This is a genomic window from Chitinimonas viridis, from assembly GCF_030409555.1.
Taxonomy (GTDB): Bacteria; Pseudomonadota; Gammaproteobacteria; order Burkholderiales; family Chitinimonadaceae; genus Chitinimonas; species Chitinimonas viridis.
Genome location: NZ_JAUFPU010000023.1, coordinates 63,201 through 82,942 on the forward strand (window position 1 = coordinate 63,201; position 19,742 = coordinate 82,942).

Annotated in this window: 15 protein-coding genes; 3 read left to right on the plus strand and 12 right to left on the minus strand. The window is 63.3% G+C overall.

What is annotated here, in order from left to right:
* Positions 1-30: 30 nt before the first annotated feature.
* Positions 31-960: a LysR family transcriptional regulator gene (locus tag QWZ03_RS20730; protein ID WP_290334516.1), complete on the minus strand. Its 930-nt coding sequence runs from the start codon at positions 958-960 to the stop codon at positions 31-33.
* Between the two features lie 96 nt (positions 961-1,056).
* On the opposite strand from QWZ03_RS20730, the gene htpX reads away from it, so the two are divergent.
* A complete protein-coding gene (gene htpX, locus QWZ03_RS20735) occupies positions 1,057-1,929 on the plus strand; it encodes a protease HtpX (RefSeq protein WP_290334517.1) in 873 nt (290 codons plus the stop codon).
* A 108-nt stretch (positions 1,930-2,037) separates the two neighbouring features.
* Positions 2,038-2,991 (plus strand): TerC family protein, encoded by a 954-nt coding sequence (locus QWZ03_RS20740; RefSeq protein WP_290334520.1) that lies wholly within the window; start codon positions 2,038-2,040, stop codon positions 2,989-2,991.
* Positions 2,992-3,069: 78 nt separating this feature from the next.
* On the opposite strand, the gene QWZ03_RS20745 is transcribed toward QWZ03_RS20740, so the two are convergent.
* Positions 3,070-3,567, minus strand: coding sequence for a M48 metallopeptidase family protein (locus tag QWZ03_RS20745; protein WP_290334521.1), 498 nt, complete (start codon positions 3,565-3,567; stop codon positions 3,070-3,072).
* Positions 3,568-3,770: 203 nt separating this feature from the next.
* Positions 3,771-6,437: a type VI secretion system ATPase TssH gene (gene tssH / locus QWZ03_RS20750; protein WP_290334522.1), complete on the minus strand. Its 2,667-nt coding sequence runs from the start codon at positions 6,435-6,437 to the stop codon at positions 3,771-3,773.
* A 157-nt stretch (positions 6,438-6,594) separates the two neighbouring features.
* Between tssH and QWZ03_RS20755 the strand changes: the two genes are divergently transcribed.
* Positions 6,595-7,857, plus strand: a complete 1,263-nt coding sequence (locus QWZ03_RS20755) for an FHA domain-containing protein (RefSeq protein ID WP_290334523.1) — start codon at positions 6,595-6,597, stop codon at positions 7,855-7,857.
* A gap of 14 nt (positions 7,858-7,871) precedes the next feature.
* Here the strand turns inward: QWZ03_RS20755 and tssG are convergent, their stop codons facing one another.
* The 9 genes from tssG to tssJ all read right to left on the minus strand — a co-directional run bounded on the left by tssG (position 7,872) and on the right by tssJ (position 19,647).
* Positions 7,872-8,846, minus strand: coding sequence for a type VI secretion system baseplate subunit TssG (gene tssG / locus QWZ03_RS20760; RefSeq protein ID WP_290334524.1), 975 nt, complete (start codon positions 8,844-8,846; stop codon positions 7,872-7,874).
* Entirely contained in the window at positions 8,843-10,714 is a 1,872-nt protein-coding gene (tssF, locus tag QWZ03_RS20765; protein ID WP_284198367.1) for a type VI secretion system baseplate subunit TssF, read from the minus strand. The genes tssG and tssF overlap by 4 nt, the downstream gene beginning before the upstream one ends.
* A gap of 8 nt (positions 10,715-10,722) precedes the next feature.
* On the minus strand, positions 10,723-11,229 hold the full coding sequence (gene tssE, locus QWZ03_RS20770; protein WP_284198366.1) for a type VI secretion system baseplate subunit TssE: 507 nt from the start codon (positions 11,227-11,229) through the stop codon (positions 10,723-10,725).
* 102 nt (positions 11,230-11,331) lie between these two features.
* Complete coding sequence (gene tagF, locus QWZ03_RS20775; protein WP_284198365.1) at positions 11,332-12,084, minus strand: type VI secretion system-associated protein TagF; 753 nt, start codon at positions 12,082-12,084, stop codon at positions 11,332-11,334.
* Between the two features lie 7 nt (positions 12,085-12,091).
* On the minus strand, positions 12,092-15,703 hold the full coding sequence (gene tssM, locus QWZ03_RS20780; RefSeq protein ID WP_290334526.1) for a type VI secretion system membrane subunit TssM: 3,612 nt from the start codon (positions 15,701-15,703) through the stop codon (positions 12,092-12,094).
* A gap of 17 nt (positions 15,704-15,720) precedes the next feature.
* Positions 15,721-16,983 (minus strand): DotU family type VI secretion system protein, encoded by a 1,263-nt coding sequence (locus QWZ03_RS20785; RefSeq protein ID WP_290334527.1) that lies wholly within the window; start codon positions 16,981-16,983, stop codon positions 15,721-15,723.
* A 49-nt stretch (positions 16,984-17,032) separates the two neighbouring features.
* Entirely contained in the window at positions 17,033-17,626 is a 594-nt protein-coding gene (locus tag QWZ03_RS20790; RefSeq protein ID WP_290334528.1) for a Rap1a/Tai family immunity protein, read from the minus strand.
* Positions 17,627-17,678: 52 nt separating this feature from the next.
* Entirely contained in the window at positions 17,679-19,001 is a 1,323-nt protein-coding gene (tssK, locus tag QWZ03_RS20795; RefSeq protein WP_290334529.1) for a type VI secretion system baseplate subunit TssK, read from the minus strand.
* Positions 19,002-19,038: 37 nt separating this feature from the next.
* Positions 19,039-19,647: a type VI secretion system lipoprotein TssJ gene (gene tssJ / locus QWZ03_RS20800; protein ID WP_284198360.1), complete on the minus strand. Its 609-nt coding sequence runs from the start codon at positions 19,645-19,647 to the stop codon at positions 19,039-19,041.
* Positions 19,648-19,742: the final 95 nt, after the last annotated feature.

Below are 19,742 nucleotides of genomic sequence, written 5' to 3' on the forward strand. Positions count from 1 at the left end.
CTGGGCTTTTTGTTTTCCGGCACCCGCCGGTCAGGCCACCTCAGCCGCCCGCAGCAGCGCCGTAATATGCGGGCTGGGCAGCCGTGAGGGGGTGCTGATGGCGTAGTAGTCCTCGTGCAACTCAGGCAGCACCACCACCAACTCTGCATCGTACTGGCGGGCCAGCGTCTCTGCCAGCATGGTGGCCGCCGGGAAATACCCCACGCCATTGCCGCCGAAGGTAGTCAGCAGGGCGCTGTCATCGAACTCCCCCACCACGACCGGATTCAAGCCCTGGGCATCCAGCCAGGCATCCAGCCGCGAGCGCAGAAAGCTGCGTTTGCTGGGCAGCAGCATGGGCGCCCGTTGCGGCACCACGCCCCGCTCCGCCTCAAGCTGCCGTGCCAGCAGGGTCCGGTTGGCGTAGATACCTATAGGCCAGGACGCAACCCGCCTGCCCACCAGCCGCCGCTGCCCCCCCTGGCCCAGGTCGCGATCCGACAGCACGACATCAAGCTTGTGGCGCGACAAGGCCGAGATCAGCTCCTCGAACTCACCTTCATGGCAGACCAGCCGCACGCTGGGGCTGGCCTGCAATACCGGCGCCAGCAGCTTATAGGCCACCAGCTTGGGAACCGAATCGGCTATGCCCACAGTCAAACGACTAGCCTGTACCAGCTGGGGATTGGCCAGAAATTCCTGCAACTGCTCGCCCAGCAGGAAGATCTCATCGGCATAGCGCAATGCCTCCCGGCCCGCCTCGGTCAGTTCAAGCCGCCGGCCGGCCTGCCTGAACAGCGCCCTGCCCATTTCGCGCTCCAGCTTACCGAGCTGGCCACTGATGGTTTGCGGACTCAGCCCCAGGCGCTCGGCAGCCCGGGCAATACCGCCCTCCTTGGCGACAGTCCAGAAGTAGTGCAGGTGCTTGTAATTGAGTTCAGGCTTGGCCATATGATTCATCGAGAAAATCGAAGTATTCATACCAATATACTCGATTCTTTCGCAATCTCACTTGCCGTACGCTACGCCCGTTCCTGATCGACACAGGCCCCGGCCTGAACATGGGAGATCCAAATCATGAAACGCATCGTGCTTTTCCTGCTGACCAACCTGGCGGTCATGCTGGTGCTGTCCATCAGCGCGCGTATCCTGGGCGTTGACCGCTTTCTCACGGCCAACGGCATGAACTTCGGCATGCTGCTGGGCTTTTCGGCCCTGATCGGCTTTGGTGGTGCCTTTATCTCGCTGCTGATGTCGAAAAGCATGGCCAAGTGGAGCACCGGCGCGCAGGTCATCAGCTCGCCCCGCAATGCCGATGAAGCCTGGCTGGTCGATACCGTGCGGCAGCTGAGCAGCCGCGCCGGCCTGCCCATGCCCGAAGTGGCCATCTACCAGGGCGCCCCCAATGCCTTCGCTACCGGCGCCAGCAAATCCAACTCGCTGGTGGCCGTCTCCACCGGGCTGCTGACCAGCATGCGCCGGCGTGAAGTGGAGGCCGTACTGGCCCATGAAGTGGCGCATATCGCCAATGGCGATATGGTGACGCTGACCCTGATACAGGGCGTGGTCAATACCTTTGTGGTGTTCCTGTCACGGGTGGCCGGCTATCTGGTCGACAGCTTCCTGCGCAAGAGCGACGAGGAAAGCAGCGGCCCCGGCATAGGCTATTACATTGCCTCTTTCGTGTTCGAGATCCTGTTCGGCATCCTGGCCAGCATCATCGTCATGTACTTCTCGCGCCAGCGTGAATACCGCGCCGATGCCGGTGCCGCCCAGTTGCTGGGTAGCACGGCGCCCATGATAGATGCGCTGCAGGTGCTGGGGGGCCGCCAGCCAGGCGAGCTGCCCAAGACCATGGCTGCCTCGGGCATCAGCGGCGGCATGGCTGGCCTGTTCAGCAGCCACCCGCCCATAGAAACACGCATTGCTGCCTTGCAGGCTTTACGTTAAGCCGCCCGGTGCCGGGCTGGGGGATACCCCGCCCGGCGCCTGCTTTCATTGCCGCGTACCGCCATGGCGGTACGCCTGATAATTTACTGAACTGACTGGAAATCCACCATGAACTATCCAATCTGGATGTGGGGCACCTTCGCGGCTGTCGTCATCATCCTGCTTGTCCTCGATCTAGGTGTCCTCAACAAGAAGGACCACGAAATCTCCGTCAAGGAGAGCCTCAAGCTCTCCGCCTTCTATATCAGCGCGGGCCTGCTGTTTGGCGGCTTTGTCTGGTACCAGCTGGGCGCGCAGGCCGGTATGGACTATCTCACCGGCTTCCTGGTGGAGAAGAGCCTGTCCATGGACAACGTCTTCGTCATCTCGCTGATCTTCACCTACTTCGCCATCCCCCGCGTCTATCAGCATAGGGTGCTGTTCTGGGGCATCCTCGGCGCCATCGTCATGCGTGGTGTGATGATAGGCCTGGGCGCCGCCCTGATACATGAATTCACCTGGGTGCTCTATCTCTTCGGTGCCTTCCTGGTGTTCACCGGCATCAAGATGCTGCTGGCCAAGGACGATGCCACCGATGTTGCCAGCAATCCGCTGATCAACTGGCTGAAGGGCCACTTCCGCTTTACCGAGAAAATCCAGGGCAACCATTTCTTCGTCAAAGCGGCCGACCCCAAGAACCCAGCCATGCAGGTCTGGTGGGCAACCCCCCTGTTCCTGGCGCTGATCATGGTCGAAGTGACCGATCTGGTGTTCGCCGTGGATAGCGTCCCGGCCATCTTTGCCATTACCACCGACAGCTTCATCGTATTCACCTCGAACATCTTCGCCATCCTGGGCCTGCGTGCACTGTACTTTGCCCTGGCCGCCATGGTGCACCGCTTCCATTACCTGAAGTACGCACTGTCCATCGTGCTGGTCTTCATCGGCGTCAAGATCTTCCTGGTCAATCTGGGCATCAAGATTCCTTCGCCTATCTCGCTAGGCGTGACCTTTGGCCTGCTGCTGGCTGGCGTGCTCTACTCGCTGTGGAAGACCCGCGGCGAGCCGATACCCGAGCAATAAGAGCCGCTAAGCATCGCCCTGCGCATGCAAGAAAAAACCCCTGCCAGCATAGGCAGGGGTTTTTTCTGAGTGCGCACATCACCATGCCTGGCCCTCGCGCCAAGTCAGGTAAAGCCGCAGATCGAATTCCAGCTGGTGGTAGTTGGGCAGCATGTGCTCGCACAGCTGGTAGAAGCCCTTGTTATGGTCGTGCTCCTTCAGATGGGCCAGCTCATGCACGACGATCATGTGCAGAAACTCGGCTGGCGCCGTCTTGAACAGACTGGCCACCCTTATTTCCTTCTTGGCCTTGAGCTTGCCACCTTGCACCCGCGAAATGGCGGTATGCAGGCCCAGGGCGTGATGCACCACATCGAGCTTGCTGTCGAACGCCACCTTGTCGATAGCCGGCGCATTGCGCAGGTGTTCCTGCTTCAGCTCACAGACATAGCGGTACAGCGCCTTGTCGGTCTGTACGGTATTGCTCACCGGATACTTGGTCTGCAGGTGCGCACCTAGCCGATCTTCGGCTATCAGTTGCTGCACCTGTGCCTGCAGGCCCGGTGAATAGGCGGAAAGGTATTTGAGTTGGATCATGAGGCCGGGGTTGTACCAAGTTTTCCCTGAAAAGGAAAGAAAACCCGGCTTTTCAAATACTTGCCAAAGAAAAACAGGGTATTGCAAGGCAGCTCCCGCTGCCCGGCAATACCCTGTTGCATCGATGTTGCTGCTTGGCGCCCTGCAACACCGTGCCTTGGCCAGGCACGGGCGCTTTGAGCGCCCCCACCCACCCGACAGGCTTATTCCGCTACAGCTTCATGCTGCAGGCCAAAGGTAAAGTCGCCATTGTCCACGCCCAGTTGCACGGCCTGCAGGGCTGGCAGCTTGCCCAGCTGCTGCAGTATCTCCTGGCTGATGCGTGGCAGCACCGAGCGGGCCAGGATGGCGTCGATCATGCGGCCACCCGACTCCACTTCGCGGCAGCGGTCGGCAACCTGCTGCACCACCGTCTCGTCGTAGTCGAGGCGTATGCCATGGTTGTCCAGCAGGCGACGGGCAATGCGATCCAGCCGCATGCCGATCAGGTCCAGGATGACGCGATCGGACAGCGGGTAGTAGGGCACCACCGACATGCGGCCCACCAGCGCAGCCGGGAAGGTTTGCAGCAGCGCCGGGCGCAATGCCTGCGACAGTGCCTCGGCATCCGGCAACAGCTCCGGGTCCTGGCACAGCTGCATGCTCAGATCACTACCCACATTGGAGGTCAGCAGGATCACCGTATTGCGGAAATCGATATAGCGCCCTTCGCCATCTTCCATCCAGCCCTTGTCGAATACCTGAAAGAAGATCTCGTGCACATCGGGGTGGGCCTTCTCGATCTCGTCCAGCAGCACCACGCTATAGGGGCGACGGCGCACGGCTTCGGTCAGTACACCACCTTCGCCATAACCCACGTAGCCGGGAGGGGCGCCCTTCAGCGTGGACACCGTATGGGCTTCCTGGAATTCGCTCATATTGATGGAAATCAGGTTCTGCTCGCCACCGTACAGGGTTTCGGCCAGCGCCAGGGCGGTCTCTGTCTTGCCGACGCCAGACGGGCCAACCAGCATGAATACGCCTATGGGCTTGGAGGGATCATCCAACCGTGCGCGCGATACCTGGATACGGCGTGCAATGGTTTCCAACGCATGGGTCTGGCCCACCACGCGACGCTCCAGCGTCTGTGCCAGTCGCAGCACGGCGTCGACTTCGTCGCGCACCATGCGGCCTACCGGAATACCGGTCCAGTCGGCCACCACGGCCGCCACAGCCTGCTCATCCACGCAGGGCAGTATCAGGGGGGCTTCGCCCTGCAATTCAGCCAGCTCATCCTGCAGCTTGGCCAGCTCGGCCAGCTTGTCCTTGCGGCTGGATTCATCCAGCGCCTCACCCTGGCGCAGTGCCTCACGCAAGGCCAGCACCTGCTGTGCCAGGCCACGCTCCACTTCCCAGCGTGCAGTCAGTACGGCGTGCTCGTCTTCCAGCACGCGCAATTGCTCGGCCAGTGTGGCCAGGCGTCCCTCGCGATCCAGCCCGATGGCCGACTCGCGCTGCAGTATGGCCTGCTCGGTTTCCAGCGCCTGGCGCTGGCGCAGGCAGTCTTCCACCGCAGCCGGGGTGGCATGCTGGCTGACGGCAACGCGTGCGCAGGCAGTGTCGAGCAGGCTGACCGATTTGTCCGGCAGCTGGCGAGCGGGAATATAGCGGTGCGACAGGCGCACGGCGGCCTCGACGGCCTCGTCCAGCACCTGCACCTGGTGGTGCGATTCCAGTTGGCCGACCACGCCACGCATCATCACCAAGGCCGCGTCTTCGTCGGGCTCGTTGACCTGCACTACCTGGAAGCGGCGTGTCAGGGCCGGGTCTTTCTCGATATGGCGCTTGTACTCGCTCCAGGTGGTGGCGGCAACCGTACGCAGCTCGCCCCGAGCCAGTGCGGGCTTGAGCAGGTTGGCGGCGTCGCCGGTACCGGCAGCGCCACCGGCACCGATCAGGGTGTGGGCTTCATCGATGAACAGGATAATGGGGCGCGGCGAGCTGCGGACTTCCTCTATCACCTGCTTGAGGCGATTCTCGAACTCGCCCTTCATGCTGGCGCCGGCCTGCATCATGCCGATATCCAGCGACAGCAGGCTCACATCCTGCAAGGACGGCGGCACATCACCCTGGGCGATACGCAGGGCCAGGCCTTCCACCACGGCGGTCTTGCCCACCCCAGCCTCGCCGGTCAGCAGCGGGTTGTTCTGGCGGCGGCGCATCAGGATATCGACCATCTGGCGGATTTCGGCGTCGCGCCCATGTACGGGGTCCAGCTCGCCATTGCGTGCGCGCTCGGTCATATCGACGGCGAACCGGCGCAATGCCTCCTGCTTGCCCATGGCTGCCGGCGCAATGGCACCGCTGGCTTCGCCCGGCGCCGCCACCGAGATGCCATCGGCGCTCTGCTCGGCATGCTCGGGGGAGCTCTTCACGATCTGCGGCAGGGCATCGGCCAGCTTGTCGTCACCGATGCGACGGAACTCACCGCACAGGTTGAACAAACGGTCACGCAAGGCGGGCGTACGCAACACCGCCAGCAGCAGGGTGCCGCCACGGACACGGCTCTCGCGGTATTTGAGGGTGGCATAGACCCAGGCGCGTTCGGTCACCAGTTCCAGATCGCTGGACAGATCCACCGCCGTGCCCGGGCAGGGCAGACGATCAAGCGCAGCGGTCAGGTCCGCCGCCAGGCGCGAGGCATCGAGCCCGAAATGGCGGGCGATATGATGAAGGTCGCCATCCTGCGCCAGCAGCAGCTGGTTCAGCCAGTGCAGCAGACCAACTTCGCCATGGCCGCGCAGCTTGGCCAGGACGGTGGCGCCTTCCAGGGCCTTGTATAAAGTGGAATCGAGTTTGCCGAAGAGGGCGGCGCGACTGATTTCGGACATGATCTACCTGCCGTGATTAATGTAGGAATGAATATGAAGCAGACGTAGCGCCAGGCACAAACTGTGTGACCAATTGCGAACGGCTGCGGGAAATGACAAATGGAAAGCGTAGAATAGGCAGCGTAATCCTTCGACTACCGTGACTAGACGTAACGCCATGCTGAAACTGACCTTGCTGACCCCGCCTGGTGCCGATGCCTACTTCGACGAAGATGGCGGTACTGTCGGCCGTGCCCCTGCCAACCACCTGGTACTGAGTGGCGATAGCAATATCTCCCAGGTGCATCTGGCCATCGAGAAACTGCAGGACAACTGGGTGCTGAAAGACCTGGGCGACCTGCTGCCGGTATTTCACAACGGCAAACCCTTGGGCTACGGCAGCCGAGCCAACCTGAGCCATGGCGACAGCGTGCGCATCAGCGGCATGGAGCTGGCGGTTGACCTGCATGCCAGCCGCCCCGCTGCAGCCACCGTGCCGGCTGTCGCCCTGGCGCCGGTTGCCGCCGCCGTGGCGCCCATCGTGGTGGCCAGCGCTGCCAGCACCACCGTGGATCCGTTCGATTTCGGCACGCTGCAGCCCGCTGCTCCGGCTGTGAACAAGCCCATGGTCGAACCAGCAGCCGTACCATCCACCCCGCCCAACAGCCCAGCAGCCACCGCGGGCAGTAGCGTCGATCCGTTCGATTTTGGCGATCTGCATGCCAGCAAGCCCGCCGCCAGCCCGCCGCCCGCGCCCGTGCCGGCTTACGTCGCGCCGACCGCTGCAGCACCGGCCAGCAAGCCCAGCAGCATCGATCCATTCGACTTCGGCGATCTGACCCCGCCCAGCCAGCGCATCAACCAGCCCGCCCCACCCCCCAGCCACAGCTACACTGGCCTGGATGGGCTGAACACCAATACCACGCCGGTAAGCGCACCCAATACGGCTGCGCTGAATGACCGGGGCGGCAGCTTGGGCAGCATGCTCGGCGTGGGTACGCCGGCCTCTTCGCTCACCCCGGTGGCCAGCACGGCTGACAGTCTGGATCTGCTGTTCGGCCTGCAAGCCGGCAGCAGCGCCGACCCATTGGCGCCGGGAGGTATCTTTGATCGCTACAATCAGCCCAGCGATGCCTTCCTCGACCTGGGCACCCCCACCGCGCCCAGTGTGACCCAGGCAGACCATACGCCCGGCATACACAGCAGCGTGCGGCTGCATGGCAGTGCGGCCAGCCCGACCATACCCATGGACGACACCATCTCCTTGCCCGCGCCCATCGTGCCGGATGCCTTGCCCATCGAGCCGGCTGCCAGTTTGGCAGAACCGGAAAAGACCGTGGAGGCCAGCCCGCCGGTTGCGCCCGCTACCCCACCAGCGGCGCCCGCCGCCGCGCCCGCCGCTGACTCCCTGGATGCGCTGTTCGGGTTGGACAAGCCCTGATGCAAGGATAGGCGTCAGGCTGTGCATGGCTGACGCCATCCTTCTGCCGGCTGGTCGGCCAAGGGCCGGCCCAGCCAGACATCGCGCCCCAGTTGCACCTTACCGGTCAATCTAGGCGCCGGGACGGTGGCCGGGTCCACCAGCAGCCGCAGCTGCCATTGCAGGCTCAGGCCAACGTAGTTGGCAATCCAGTCATGCAGGCGTTTGAGCGCCGCGCTACCGGGCAGGAAGCGGACATACTCGGCATAGGGCATGGGCCCCAGGGTGATAGTGAAGCAGGATTGCCTATCTGGCACCCGGCTGCCCAGCACCACACCTTGGCCCAGCCCCCCTGCCCTGCCCAGTTGGCTGCGCTGCGAGACCGGCAGCGTCAGCCAGTGCCGGGTGAAGGGCAGGATGTTGACGGGCACCTGAAAATAATCAGCCAGGATGCGCGACAGGCTGTCGGCATCCCGATTGCTGCGCGACAGCAAGCCGGCAAAATGCAGCTTGGCCTCGTCAGCCACCGAATCACGCTGGCGCAGACTATCCGCACCGTAGCCACACAGCGCCCCCAGGTAATCGGCATAGCTGTCCTGCGCCGGCCTGTCGTATGCCACCGCAGGCTCTGCCTCGGCCCAGGCACGATAGAACAGCCCCAGCATGCGGTGATGGAAGATATCGGCGAAATTGGCCCAAGTCGGATCACGGTGGTTATGCAGCCTATCCCAGACGTACTCGGTCATATGCAGGGGCAAGGCACCGTTGGGGCCGAACAGGCCCAGCGAGCGCACCTTGACCTGTGGCACCGCGCCGTCGGCATCCACGCTGTCCAGCTCGACAGGGGCAAACCCCAGTGAGGGCGCCTGCCCCAGGCGTACGCCATCTTCCTGCGGCCGCGTGGAGGTGCCCTGCCGGGGCCGCTGTACCTGTTCTGCGTCTATCTTGCGCAGCAATTCGAACAAGCGCACGCCCTGGGGGCGTTCCGCCACCTTGCGCCAATAACTCATAGCAAGGCCTTCACCCCTGCGCGTGCAGGCCAGCGCTTGAGCTCACCCCGGCTGGTCGACACCAGCACCATCTCGGTAAAGCTGTTGAGCGTGGCCTGGCGGGCCAGGAAGCGTTCCAGCACCATGCCCAGCACAAAGGGGCTGGCGCCACCGAAGACCGTCTCATTGATGGTCAGCTTGATCTCCACGCCACGGCCAAACACCAGCGGCCCAGGCCCGGGCAGGCGACGGGTTACCGCTGCCGCCGACATACGCTCTACGCTCTCCACATGCCGATGATGCGCCACATCGCCGCGCTCGGCGTACAGCAGCAGCATGTCGCGCAAGGCGCGGGCTGCGGCTTCGCCATCCAGGTCCGTCATGACCAGGTGGTTCAGCGACAGGTGGTTGACCAGGCGCCAGGCCACCTCTCCGCCCACCACGGCCGGGATGGGGCGGCTGGGGCCGCGCAGGCACTGTATGGCATCGACCGGCGCCGAGTCGAGCAGGGTAAAGTCGCTGTCGCCCCCGATAGGCATCAGCAAGGGCAGGTCGCGATTGCTGGCCAGCACCTCGCCGCCCAGCTGCACGATGCGCTCCGAGAACGGCGCACGATCGCCATCAACCAGCCGGACAAACAACTCGCTACCCAGGTAGGACGCGCGTCCACCGGTACGCCGCTGTTCCAGCGACAACAGCCGAGGCTCGCGCCGGCTAGTAAAGAAGGCACGGGCATGGGGCCTATGCTGGTCATAGGTGGCGTAGAACGGCAGAAAGCGTGTCTCTTCCTGCTGATCGGGGCCATAACCCTCCAGCGCTTCCACCCGCATGATCTCGAAATCCTGCGGCCGCCGGCGATCCACCACAGCGTGGTATTCGCTCTGCAGCGGATCCACATGCACCCGGTCCAAGCGCTTGGTGAACAGATTGATGACGGGGGTGCAGAACAGGGCAAAGCACTGCTCATCCACCAGTGACGCCAGGGCATCATCGCCCCGGCTCAGCGGGATGACGATCTCCAGCGTATCGCCCTTGACGGTACGTATGGCCTGCTCCAAGCCCTTGAGGCGGAAGAACAGATAGCGCTGGGGAAAGGCAAAGTACTCATGCAGCAGGCGGTAGCCGTCGAATGAGCGGTTCTGGTAGGGCAGCAAAGCCTCGTCCGGCTCGAAGCCCACAGGCGCAATCACGCTGGTCGGTAGCACAGTGCCGCCAGCGGGGCGGGCAGGATCGTAGATCGCCACGGCCTGGGCGGCGCCCAGTATCAATTCGGCCAGGCGGCTGGCCACATCGTCAGCCGCCGACAGATAGATGGGCAGATCGTCGATATTGAGTTTGTCAAAGCCCAGGCCATTGCGGGCCTTGAGCTTGATACGCAACAAGCCCTTGGGCAGGCCGGTCGGCAAGCGGCTGGCGATGGGCAGGTCTGCCACATGGGTCTGGTAGCGGGCCGAGACGATATCGATCGGCCACAGCTTGATCGCCTGCGCCGTACTGAACTCACAGGCAGTCTGCTCGCCAGCCGGCATACGGCCGCGCAGGCGTGCGCCCCGCGGCACTTCGTAGCCCTGGGTCATGCTGCCGGTGGTGGATGATGGACGAAAGCGGGCGATGGCCATGGCCGGTACCGGCATGCCGTAATGCGGATACACCATATCCAGCAGATGGCTGGTGAAGGCCGGGTAGGCGGCTTCCTGCTTGAGCTGCACACGTGCGGCCAGGAAGGCAAAGCCTTCCAGCAGACGCTCCACATAGGGGTCTTCCACCGCCACCCCGCCCATGCCCAGGCGGCCGGCTATCTTGGGAAAAGCCTGGGCAAACTCGCCCCCCATCTCGCGCACATGGCGCAGTTCCTGGTTGTACAGTTCAAGAAAACGGGGATCTATCATGGCTGCGTCTAGCGCTCGTCATCCAGCCTGAACTCGCCGCACTCAACATCCAGCTGGGTTTTGAGCAGCAGTTCGACCGGGTAAGGGTGTGACCACAATTGGCCACGGATTTCAAAGCCCACATGCTGGTGGTGCGTCATGTCGGCACTGCGCAACAGGGTAACGCTGAGGGTGGCCGCATCGATGCGTGGCTCAAAGCAGACAATGGCATCGTGGATGGCACGTTCCATATCGCGTGCCTGCAGATTGGCAAGGGATTGGCCGGACAGCGCCGGCAGGCCGTAATTCAGCACGGACTGCCGCACCTGGGCCACCGCCGCCAAGGCCTCGTCATCGGGCCGCACGGTATTGAGCAGCCACACCAGATCACGCAGCACGCCAGCCCTTAACTGGGCGGCGCGCAGCACCCGGTGTTCAGGCGGCTCCTCCTTCACGTCTGGCGCGTTGTCGGTCAGCCTGTCCAGCAGTGAGGGATAGAGTCTATGGCCCAGCGGCGCCTTGGCAGTCTGCTCCATCAAGCCCCCAGGCAGGAAAATACGGCACAGCCAGGCCAGTACACCGGAGGCATGCCATGGCCCGAGCAAAGCACGTGATCAAGGCGCAAGGCTGCGCCAGGCTCAACGCGCTTCACTGCGTACACCCGCCGTTGCCTCTGCTGCCGCACCAGCCAGGAACTGGGCATAGGCATAGGGTGGCGGCATATTGTCAAAACGCACCAGGCGCAAGGCGTCCTGCTCACGGCTGCCCACCCACCACAAGGACTTGCCCTCGCACAGACGGGTCACCGTCTGCCGGCCCAGGCTGCCAAATACATCATTGAGCGAGCGGCCGCCGCTAAGCAGGCTCTGGCTGGCCTGGCCGCCCTGCAGGCGCCAGGCATCAGCCAGCTGCAGTACGGCGTTGTCCAGCTGCGCATCCTCGTTCTGGGCGCGCGGCATGGGTACTCGCGCCAGCGCCTCATCCAGCTGCTCGGGGCTCAGGTTGCGCGACAGGGCTGCAAGCGCAATGGTCTCTATCTGGTCGAACCAGCACTGACCTTCGGCCCGCGCCAAGCGGGCGGCCCAAGCTGAAGACAGCGGCGCGCAGACAGTCAGTGGGTAGTAGCGGCCCACGCCGTCCACGCTGGGCATCATCACCCCGGCATAGGCAGGCTGGCCGCACACGCCTGGCGCCAGCAGAAAGCGCCAGACCCTAGCATTGAGATAACGCTCCAGCCAGGCTTGGCCCAGTTTTTCGCGGCTGGCCAGCAGCGAAGTCCGCAGCCAGCTATCCCAGGCGTCGATAAACGTACTGTCCAGCCGGCGCGATGCGAAGTCCGACAACGAAGGCATCTTGCCGTACCAACCGGCGATGGGGAGATCCTGGCTCATATCAGCCTCACAGTCTGGCCGGGCAGGAGAACTGAGCCAGTTCCGCCATGCGGAAAGGGTTCTGCACGCTGGACGAGGTCACCTCGTACTGCACCTTACGGCCGTTGATGTCAAAGCTGACACGGAAGCGCTCAGGCTGGCCAGAAGGCGAAATCTGCGCCTTGTCGAGTGCGCGGAACAGTGCCCAACCACCTTCAAAGCTCATGCCGCCGATCTCGGCACCGCCGGGCCCGGTAAACTGCAGACGAACCTGGTGACCACCACGCGGGCCGGGCCAGTTCACCGTCACCGGTATCTGCGGACCATGGTTGTAACGTATCAGCTGACCATCGATATCCAGGATGGCCTGGATCACGGTCGCATCCATCTCCACCGGCTTGAAATCCAGCCGGAGCGCAGGCAGGCGGCTGCCGCCCTGGAAGAACACATCACGGATGGTGGCAGCACGCTGGAACTGTATCAGCGCACCGGATGCATCACCCATGCTGCCCTCGCCCACCTGGCGGAAGGTCCACGGCCGACGGCTGATATCGACATACTGGGCCAGGTTTTGCTGGAAGAAGCTGTCCAGCACCCCGCCGGCAGCAAACAGGCGGCCAAAGTCCTCCTGCCGCACCTCGGCACTGGCGCCACGGTTGAAGGGATAGCGCCCCACCACGGCACGGCTGCAGAACTCGCCTACCGATGCCCCCAGATTGGCCGACAGATTCTGCCGGGTCACCCCCAGCGCCTGCGTCACGCCGGTGGTAGACAAGGTATCGAGCACGCTGTGCATGGGCTCAGGCATACGTGCGGCCTCTGCCTTCAAGCGGGTGGGCAGATCGCTCTGCGGCGCCGCCACGCCGCCCTGCACGGCAGTCTGGGTGGCTGTCAGGAAGGTGTAGAACTCGTTCAGCAGCGACAGCGAGCCATCAATCGGTGCCGGAGCATTCGGGGCGCTGGGCTGTACCAAGCGGCGCAGGCCCTCAAAGCGGTCATCCACCAGGCGCTCTATGCGATAGCCAGCCTGTTGGCCGGGCACTACCTCACCCTGGCCACCAATGAGCTTGAGCAAGCCGTCCTTCTTTTCCTTGAGGCTGTCGGACGCCTTGTCCACCGCGTTCTTCTCGGCCTCAGCATATTGCGCCAGCGAGGTTTCGCGCACGATGCCGCGCAGCAAGGACAGCAGCGGTGAATCGCTGGCCGACAGCACTCGGGCAGCCTGCACGCTTTGCGACAGGTTGCCGAACTGTACCAGGCGGATATCCTTGGTGAACTGCTCCCAGGTATTGGCGTACTCTTCCAGATAGATGCGCTTGACGGCGGCAGTGACCTTGGCCAGTTCGGCTGCTGGCAAGGGTTTGCCCTCGGCATCTCCCTGCTGGGTACCCAGCACCCAACGCTCCTCCTGGGCCATGCTGTGTGCCACCGGCTCCACGGTCTTGAGGAAGCCTTGGTAGTAGCCACGGACGGTAAACAGCCCCGGCACACCCTTGTTCAAGGGCAGGCCGCTGGTACGCTGGAACACCAGCATGGCAGACGGGCCAGCGACTTCAGAGACCTTGAAGTCGGCCGCCACATTGCCCACCCCCATACGCTTGATGCGACCGTAGACGCGCTCCGGCAGGCTCTTGCGCAGCAATATCTCGCGTGCTTCCGCCACCAGCTTCTCGTCCAGCGCCACCGGGCTGTTCGGCATGCCATGGGCCAACAGGGCGTCCAGGTGACCTTCCAGCTCATCACGCTGGGCCGACGTCACTTCGCGGGCCAGATTGGCCTCCCAGTCCACCATCACCCAGGCCTTGAAAGCTTCGGTGTCGAAATGGCGACTGTCCTGCAGCATCACATAAGCCTTGAGTGCTTCATACAGCAGATCGCCATCGTGCTGGCTCTGCCGCAGTACTTCTTCCAGACGGTAGACCACGCGCGGCAACAAGGCATCCTGCAACAGGCGCTCGTAGGCATTGTTGGCGGCCGCGTCCAGCTTGTCGCCCTGATACAGGCCCACTCGTAAGGACATCGGCACATCGTCGCGCTTCACCAACGGGGTTTCGGCCACATCGCGCACGGCGCGCAGCACCGGCACCAGATCGGCCAGCTTGCCGTCCTGCCCCACTACCAGTTGCTCGACCTGGGCACGCACCTGCGGTACCTGTTGGGTCACTTCGCCGATATAGCCCTGGTTACGCACATAGCTGGTGCCCCAGGCTGCCAATGCCAGGCTGGTGGCCACGGCCAGGCCAGCATAACCACCGCCGGTCAGCAGGGCACGACGGCGGCGCCAGCGGCGGTTGGTACCGGCAAGATGCGATTCGGCAAAAATCAGCTCGTTCAGCAAACGCGAGATAAAGAAGCCCTTGCCGCCAGCATTGCTCAAGGAGGACGCGCCACCGCCGCCGTTGCGCTCCAGCTGGGCGCGGGGGAACTGGCTCAGCAAGGGGTCCAGCGGTTGGCCTTCCTGGGTGCCACTGGTGAAATACACACCGCGCAGCATGGCCGAGGCCTGGTACGGCGTAGGCGAGAACACCAGGCCGAGGAACTCCAGCAGCGGCTGGCGCAGAATGCCAAAGCGCTGCGGGAAGTGGCACAGCTGGGTGCGGCGCTGGGCATCACGCTCACGCTCCAGCCGCTCCACCAGCCGGCCCTGCAAGCGGTCTGCCAGCTTGTCGAATTCGGCGGCAACCTTGTCCTGCGGCACGGCGGCCTGGCCTTCCTGCAGCGGCAGGGTCAAACCCCAGACCTGCTGGCGCTCGTCGGCCGTCATGTCCTCGAAGTACTCGCCAAATCCGGCGAGCAGGTCGATCTTGGTCACCATCACATAGATGGGGAAATTGATCTGCAGGCCATCGCGCAACTCATTGATACGGTTGCGCAATGCTGCTGCCTGCAGTTCGATCTCGAAGCTGGTGTTCTGCAGCAGCTCGGTGGCGCTGATGGTCAGCATCACGCCATTGATGGGCTGGCGCGGCCGGTGGCGGGCCAGCAGGCGCAGGAAGCTGCCCCATTCCTTGCTGTCGGCCATCTTGTCGCTGGACTGGGTACTGTAGCGGCCAGCGGTATCGAGCAGCACAGCGCGGTCGGTAAACAGCCAGGAGCAATTACGGGTACCACCCACGCCACGGACGCTTTCGCCGGGCAGGTGGTCGGCCAGCGGAAAGCGCAGGCCGGAATTCAGCAGCGCAGTCGTCTTGCCCGTACCTGGCGCACCGACGATCACATACCAGGGCAATTGGTAGAGGTAGGCCTCGTTATCAAACCGGGACATCCACTTGCGCACACCGCGCGCCGAACCCTCGGCCGTGCGGGCCTTGCGCAGCACGCCCAGTGCTTCCGAGAAGCGCTGCTGCAGTACCTGGTTTTCCTGGTTCTCCTGGGCATCCTCCGACTTGGCCTGCACCAACAAGCCCGACTCCAGCGCCTTGTTGGCCTGGCGCTTGCGCCACCATGACCAGGCATGGCGTATCAGGAATACCAACAGGAACAAGCCTAGCAGGCCCAGGCGTACCCATACGGGTGCCAGCGGGCGCCACTCGGCGATGGCGATCAGGGGACCGACAAACCAGATCAGCAAGGCTAGGCAGATAAAGCCCAGCGCCGCCAGCACCCAACGATTGAACAACAAGCCAAACAGTTTTTTCATGATGAGGGTGGCCAGACTTATTTACTGACGAACAAGGTGATTTCAACGCGGCGGTTGCGCGCGCGATTGGCCGCCGAATCATTGGCGGCGACAGGTTCGCTGTCGGAGCGACCGTCCACCATCAGGCGGTCGGCCGGCAGGGTATCTGCCAGCAGGTCACGCACTGCTTCTGCCCGGGCGCGGGAGAGATGCCAGTTGGACGGATACTGCATGGAGCGTACCGGTTGGTTGTCGGTGTGGCCGCTGACCAGCACCTGGCCCTTGACCTTCTGCAGCTCGGCCGCAATGCGGGCGAGCACCGGCAGATAGGCCTGGGTGACATCCGCACTACCCGACTCGAACAGCCCGTCACCACGGATGGTGACCACCGAGCGGTTCTCGTGGTCGGCCACCGATACCAGGCCTTCGTTGATTTCCTTCTGCAGGAAGGCGGCAAGTCGTGGCGCCGCTGCCGGCTTATCCAGCAACTGGTTGGCCACCCGGGCGCGCAGGCTCTGGATGTCGCCAAACACCGGGTCGGAATTGCGGTTGAGACTGAGCGACAGGCCCATATACAGTAGCGCCAGCACTAGGCCCGCCGTCGAGGCAGCCACCCACAGGGGGATGACAAAACGGGTGGACTTGCTGACCGACACCTCGCCCTGCCAGTTGGCGGACAAATCACGCTCAGCCGCCGGGCGCTGCTGCCGCAGCATTTCAACCAGACGGCGGCGCAGCAGATCCAATTGCGCAGCGCCACCTTCCACCACCCGGTAACGGCCTTCAAAGCCGATGCACAGGCACAGGTACATCAGTTCCAGCAGGTCGCGGTTACCTACCGGGTTCTCACCCAGCTTGGCCAGCAGTTGGTAGAACTTCTCGCCGCCCCAGGTCTCGTTGTGAAAAGTCACCAGCAGGCTGTGCTTGGCCCAAACACCCATGCCGCCCCAGGGCGTATCGGCCGCGACTTCATCCAGCAAGGTACACAGCACATAGCGGCCGGCAATCACCTGCTCATGGCGCAGGCCGGCAGCACGGGCTGCATCCTCAAATGCCCGAACCCGTTCCACCAGATATTCACGCAGGCCTGCAGGGTTGGGGTGATGTGCCGTCTTGCGCAGCTGCCCAGCCAGATAAAGCAAGGGGTTGGCGCAGGCAACCAGCGGATTGAGGCCGGAATAGACCGGCTCGCTCTGCACATCGTCAAAGTCGTCGTGAAAGCCTGTCAACGGCCCGCTGGCGGGCTGAGACGGCGTTTGCCCACCGGGGGTGGGCTTGAGTAGATTGAAATCGGCGTCCATGGGGTTCTTCACCAGGTTGTAACCCTTGCGTCAGCGCAAGGGCAAAGCATCAGGTAGTGCGCTTGCAGGGGAAGCGTTCCTTGGCAACATTGCCAACGGCAACAGCGGCGCTGCTGTCACGCTGCTTGATACGGCGTAGCGAACGCACGATCTCGGCATGCACCTCGGCGGTTGCCACGCCAGGGCGGCCAGTGCACCAGTTCACACCCTCGCCGCTATCGAGCACGCCAGACAGATAGATATCCGCCTGATCCTTGGCCAGACGTATGGTCGTGGTCGAAGGGCCATCCGGCGGCGGCGTCATGCCATTGCCGTCCGCAAAATCCAGCAAACGGGCCACCGAAACCCGGAAAGTACCTATCGGCGCATAGCGGTTGTAGGCAGTCGAACCCGACTTGCTCTTGGCTTCGGCTTTTTTGGCCTCAGCCTTGTCCGCCTTCTTCGCATCCACCTTCTTCGCGTCCACTTTGTTCACATCGGCCTTTTTTGCCTCGACGGCCTTGGCCGGCTTGGCGGTCTTGCTGGCAGGCGCCGCTGCGGGCTGCGGTGTGGCTGCCGGCGTGGTCGCTGGCGCGGCGCTCAGGGGCAGGGCCAGCCATGCCAGTACCAAGCCCGCTGCAGTGCGCAATATCATTCGGTTCATCTCATCACCTATGGGAGACCAGTCGGCTATCCGTCCGGGTCGTGCTAATCGGCTACTGGCGTATGGCCCACAGGGCCAGTTCAAGACCTGGGAACTCACCGGCCAGGTGCAGGGCCACGCCACCAGAGGGCTCAAGCTGGCCCCAGAGTTCGTGGTTACGATCCAATTCGAAATAGTGATAGCCCGCGTGGTAAGGCACCTGCCGTGGTGCCACTGGCAAGGAGTGCAGACCTATGCCAGGCAGTTGCAGGTTGACCAGGTCGCGTATCTTGTCGATAGGGCCGATCTTGATCTGGCTGGGCAGGCGCTGCCGCAGCACTTCGGTCGGCATCTGACCACGGGCGGCCAGCACAAAGGTGGCTTCGCGGTACAGCGCCGAATCGGGGGTGATCGCCACCCTCACGCCATACTTGCGGTCCTGCAGCTCGATGGCGACCGCGCTTTGATCCATCACCATGGCTAGCGCCCGGCGCAACTCATCCATCAGCGGCGTCAGAGTGGTATCCAGATTGTCCGGATCGTAAGCCGGGAAAGTCGCAGGCAAGCGATCCTCCCGGGCGAAGATGGCCAGATCCCCCGCCATCAGCAGACCCAGTTGGTGGAAATCTGCCGGATGCCCTGCCGGCATGGCCACCTGTTGGGCCAAGCAGGGTGCATAGCGGTTCAAGGTCTGCAGCAGCAGGTATTCCGCCACCTCGGCCACGCTGCCACGGCCAGGCGCCGCAATACGGGCTGCCATGGCGCTGGCGCGCTGGCGCAGCAAACCCAGGATCTCGCGTGGGTAACCCTCAACCTTCGGGTGAGCCTGGCAGGCCAGCAGAGGGGGCAGGAACTGTTCGTCAAGCTTAACTTCGCCGCTCGGGAGGCGCTCTTGAACCCGGGCAACAGCCAGGCCGGTAATATTACCAACCAGGTCTCTTTCCATCACAAGGCGGCTGTTGAGGCGGCCAAGCAACAGCTCAACAGGCTTGCCCAAGGCGGTGTTGTCTTCTACCTCGGCCACCTGCGCCACATACCGGGCCATGGCTGCCTGTGCCGGGTCCAGCTCATGGCTGGGGTGGCTGTCGCTCGCCAGCGGCATGGCCAGGAACACCCGCTCGTTGCGGGCATCCGCCGGTATCTCCAGCGCAGGCGGCAAGGCATCCTCGCCGCCACAATCGAGCGGTGAACCATCACGGAAGCGCCCATTGGCGCGGCTCAGCGCCAGCTTGCCCAAGGCTAGCTGCGATTCGTCCAGGCGTAGCTGGCGGAACCCCCAATACCAGTCCTGCATCGTGGTGGCGGCCACCAGACGCTCAACATGGCGCTCCTGTTGCTGGAAATGCTGGGGTTGCAGAAACAACCCCTCGCTCCACATCACGCGATTGTGCTTCAAGATCAAAATCCGTTTCTAAGACAGCGACTTACACTATTCAGGGGGTACGCTTCAGGCGCTTCATCAAGGACTGTTTCGCCTTGTCCTTGGCGGCCTGGGCAGCATCATCGGCGGCCGATTTGACCGCCTCCTCACCCTTTTCCTTGAGCTTGGCTTCCAGCTTGGTCAACTCGCCACTGCCATCAGCCTTGCGCAAGGTCACCTGTCGGTCGCTGACCTCCACGATCAGCGGCAAGACCTTGTCGCCCTGGCTAACATCCAGCGTGCCACGCCATTGTGAATTCTCGATATCACGGAAGGCCGCAATCAGTGCCAGGTAACGTGCCTCGGGGGCAATGGGGCGCTCCAGCCGCTGTTGCATTCCAGGCACCAGAGCGATCTCCTCGACCGCCACCAACTCGCTGCCCAGGGCCTCTGCCGGCCGCTCGTACAGGCTGAAGAAGTCGGCAGCCTGGAAGGTTGCCAACGATTTGAGATGGAACAGCTTGACCACCACCGGCGAGGAACGACCGCTGGCATCGGGATTGACCTTGGGTGCCGCGTAGAGCAGGCCATCCATGGCGATGGGCTTGCTGGCACAGGCCGAAAGCAGCAAAGCCAAGCCCAGCGCCGCCCACAGACGCGCGTGCAAAGTAATAGATTTCATCAATTTCCCCCTAAGGCCCAGCCTCAAACGGGCAGGTGCCTGTACCCTAGGCAGACCTGCCGTGCCCGGGCATGGAATACAAAACAGCGAAAACC

What these genes read in the sequence shown, in the direction of transcription:
- QWZ03_RS20730 (WP_290334516.1), bottom strand. Translation starts at nt 960, where the DNA reads ATGAATACTTCGATTTTCTCGATGAATCATATGGCCAAGCCTGAACTC.
- htpX (WP_290334517.1), top strand. Translation starts at nt 1,057, where the DNA reads ATGAAACGCATCGTGCTTTTCCTGCTGACCAACCTGGCGGTCATGCTG.
- QWZ03_RS20740 (WP_290334520.1), top strand. Translation starts at nt 2,038, where the DNA reads ATGAACTATCCAATCTGGATGTGGGGCACCTTCGCGGCTGTCGTCATC.
- QWZ03_RS20745 (WP_290334521.1), bottom strand. Translation starts at nt 3,567, where the DNA reads ATGATCCAACTCAAATACCTTTCCGCCTATTCACCGGGCCTGCAGGCA.
- tssH (WP_290334522.1), bottom strand. Translation starts at nt 6,437, where the DNA reads ATGTCCGAAATCAGTCGCGCCGCCCTCTTCGGCAAACTCGATTCCACT.
- QWZ03_RS20755 (WP_290334523.1), top strand. Translation starts at nt 6,595, where the DNA reads ATGCTGAAACTGACCTTGCTGACCCCGCCTGGTGCCGATGCCTACTTC.
- tssG (WP_290334524.1), bottom strand. Translation starts at nt 8,846, where the DNA reads ATGAGTTATTGGCGCAAGGTGGCGGAACGCCCCCAGGGCGTGCGCTTG.
- tssF (WP_284198367.1), bottom strand. Translation starts at nt 10,714, where the DNA reads ATGATAGATCCCCGTTTTCTTGAACTGTACAACCAGGAACTGCGCCAT.
- tssE (WP_284198366.1), bottom strand. Translation starts at nt 11,229, where the DNA reads ATGGAGCAGACTGCCAAGGCGCCGCTGGGCCATAGACTCTATCCCTCA.
- tagF (WP_284198365.1), bottom strand. Translation starts at nt 12,084, where the DNA reads ATGAGCCAGGATCTCCCCATCGCCGGTTGGTACGGCAAGATGCCTTCG.
- tssM (WP_290334526.1), bottom strand. Translation starts at nt 15,703, where the DNA reads ATGAAAAAACTGTTTGGCTTGTTGTTCAATCGTTGGGTGCTGGCGGCG.
- QWZ03_RS20785 (WP_290334527.1), bottom strand. Translation starts at nt 16,983, where the DNA reads ATGGACGCCGATTTCAATCTACTCAAGCCCACCCCCGGTGGGCAAACG.
- QWZ03_RS20790 (WP_290334528.1), bottom strand. Translation starts at nt 17,626, where the DNA reads ATGAACCGAATGATATTGCGCACTGCAGCGGGCTTGGTACTGGCATGG.
- tssJ (WP_284198360.1), bottom strand. Translation starts at nt 19,647, where the DNA reads ATGAAATCTATTACTTTGCACGCGCGTCTGTGGGCGGCGCTGGGCTTG.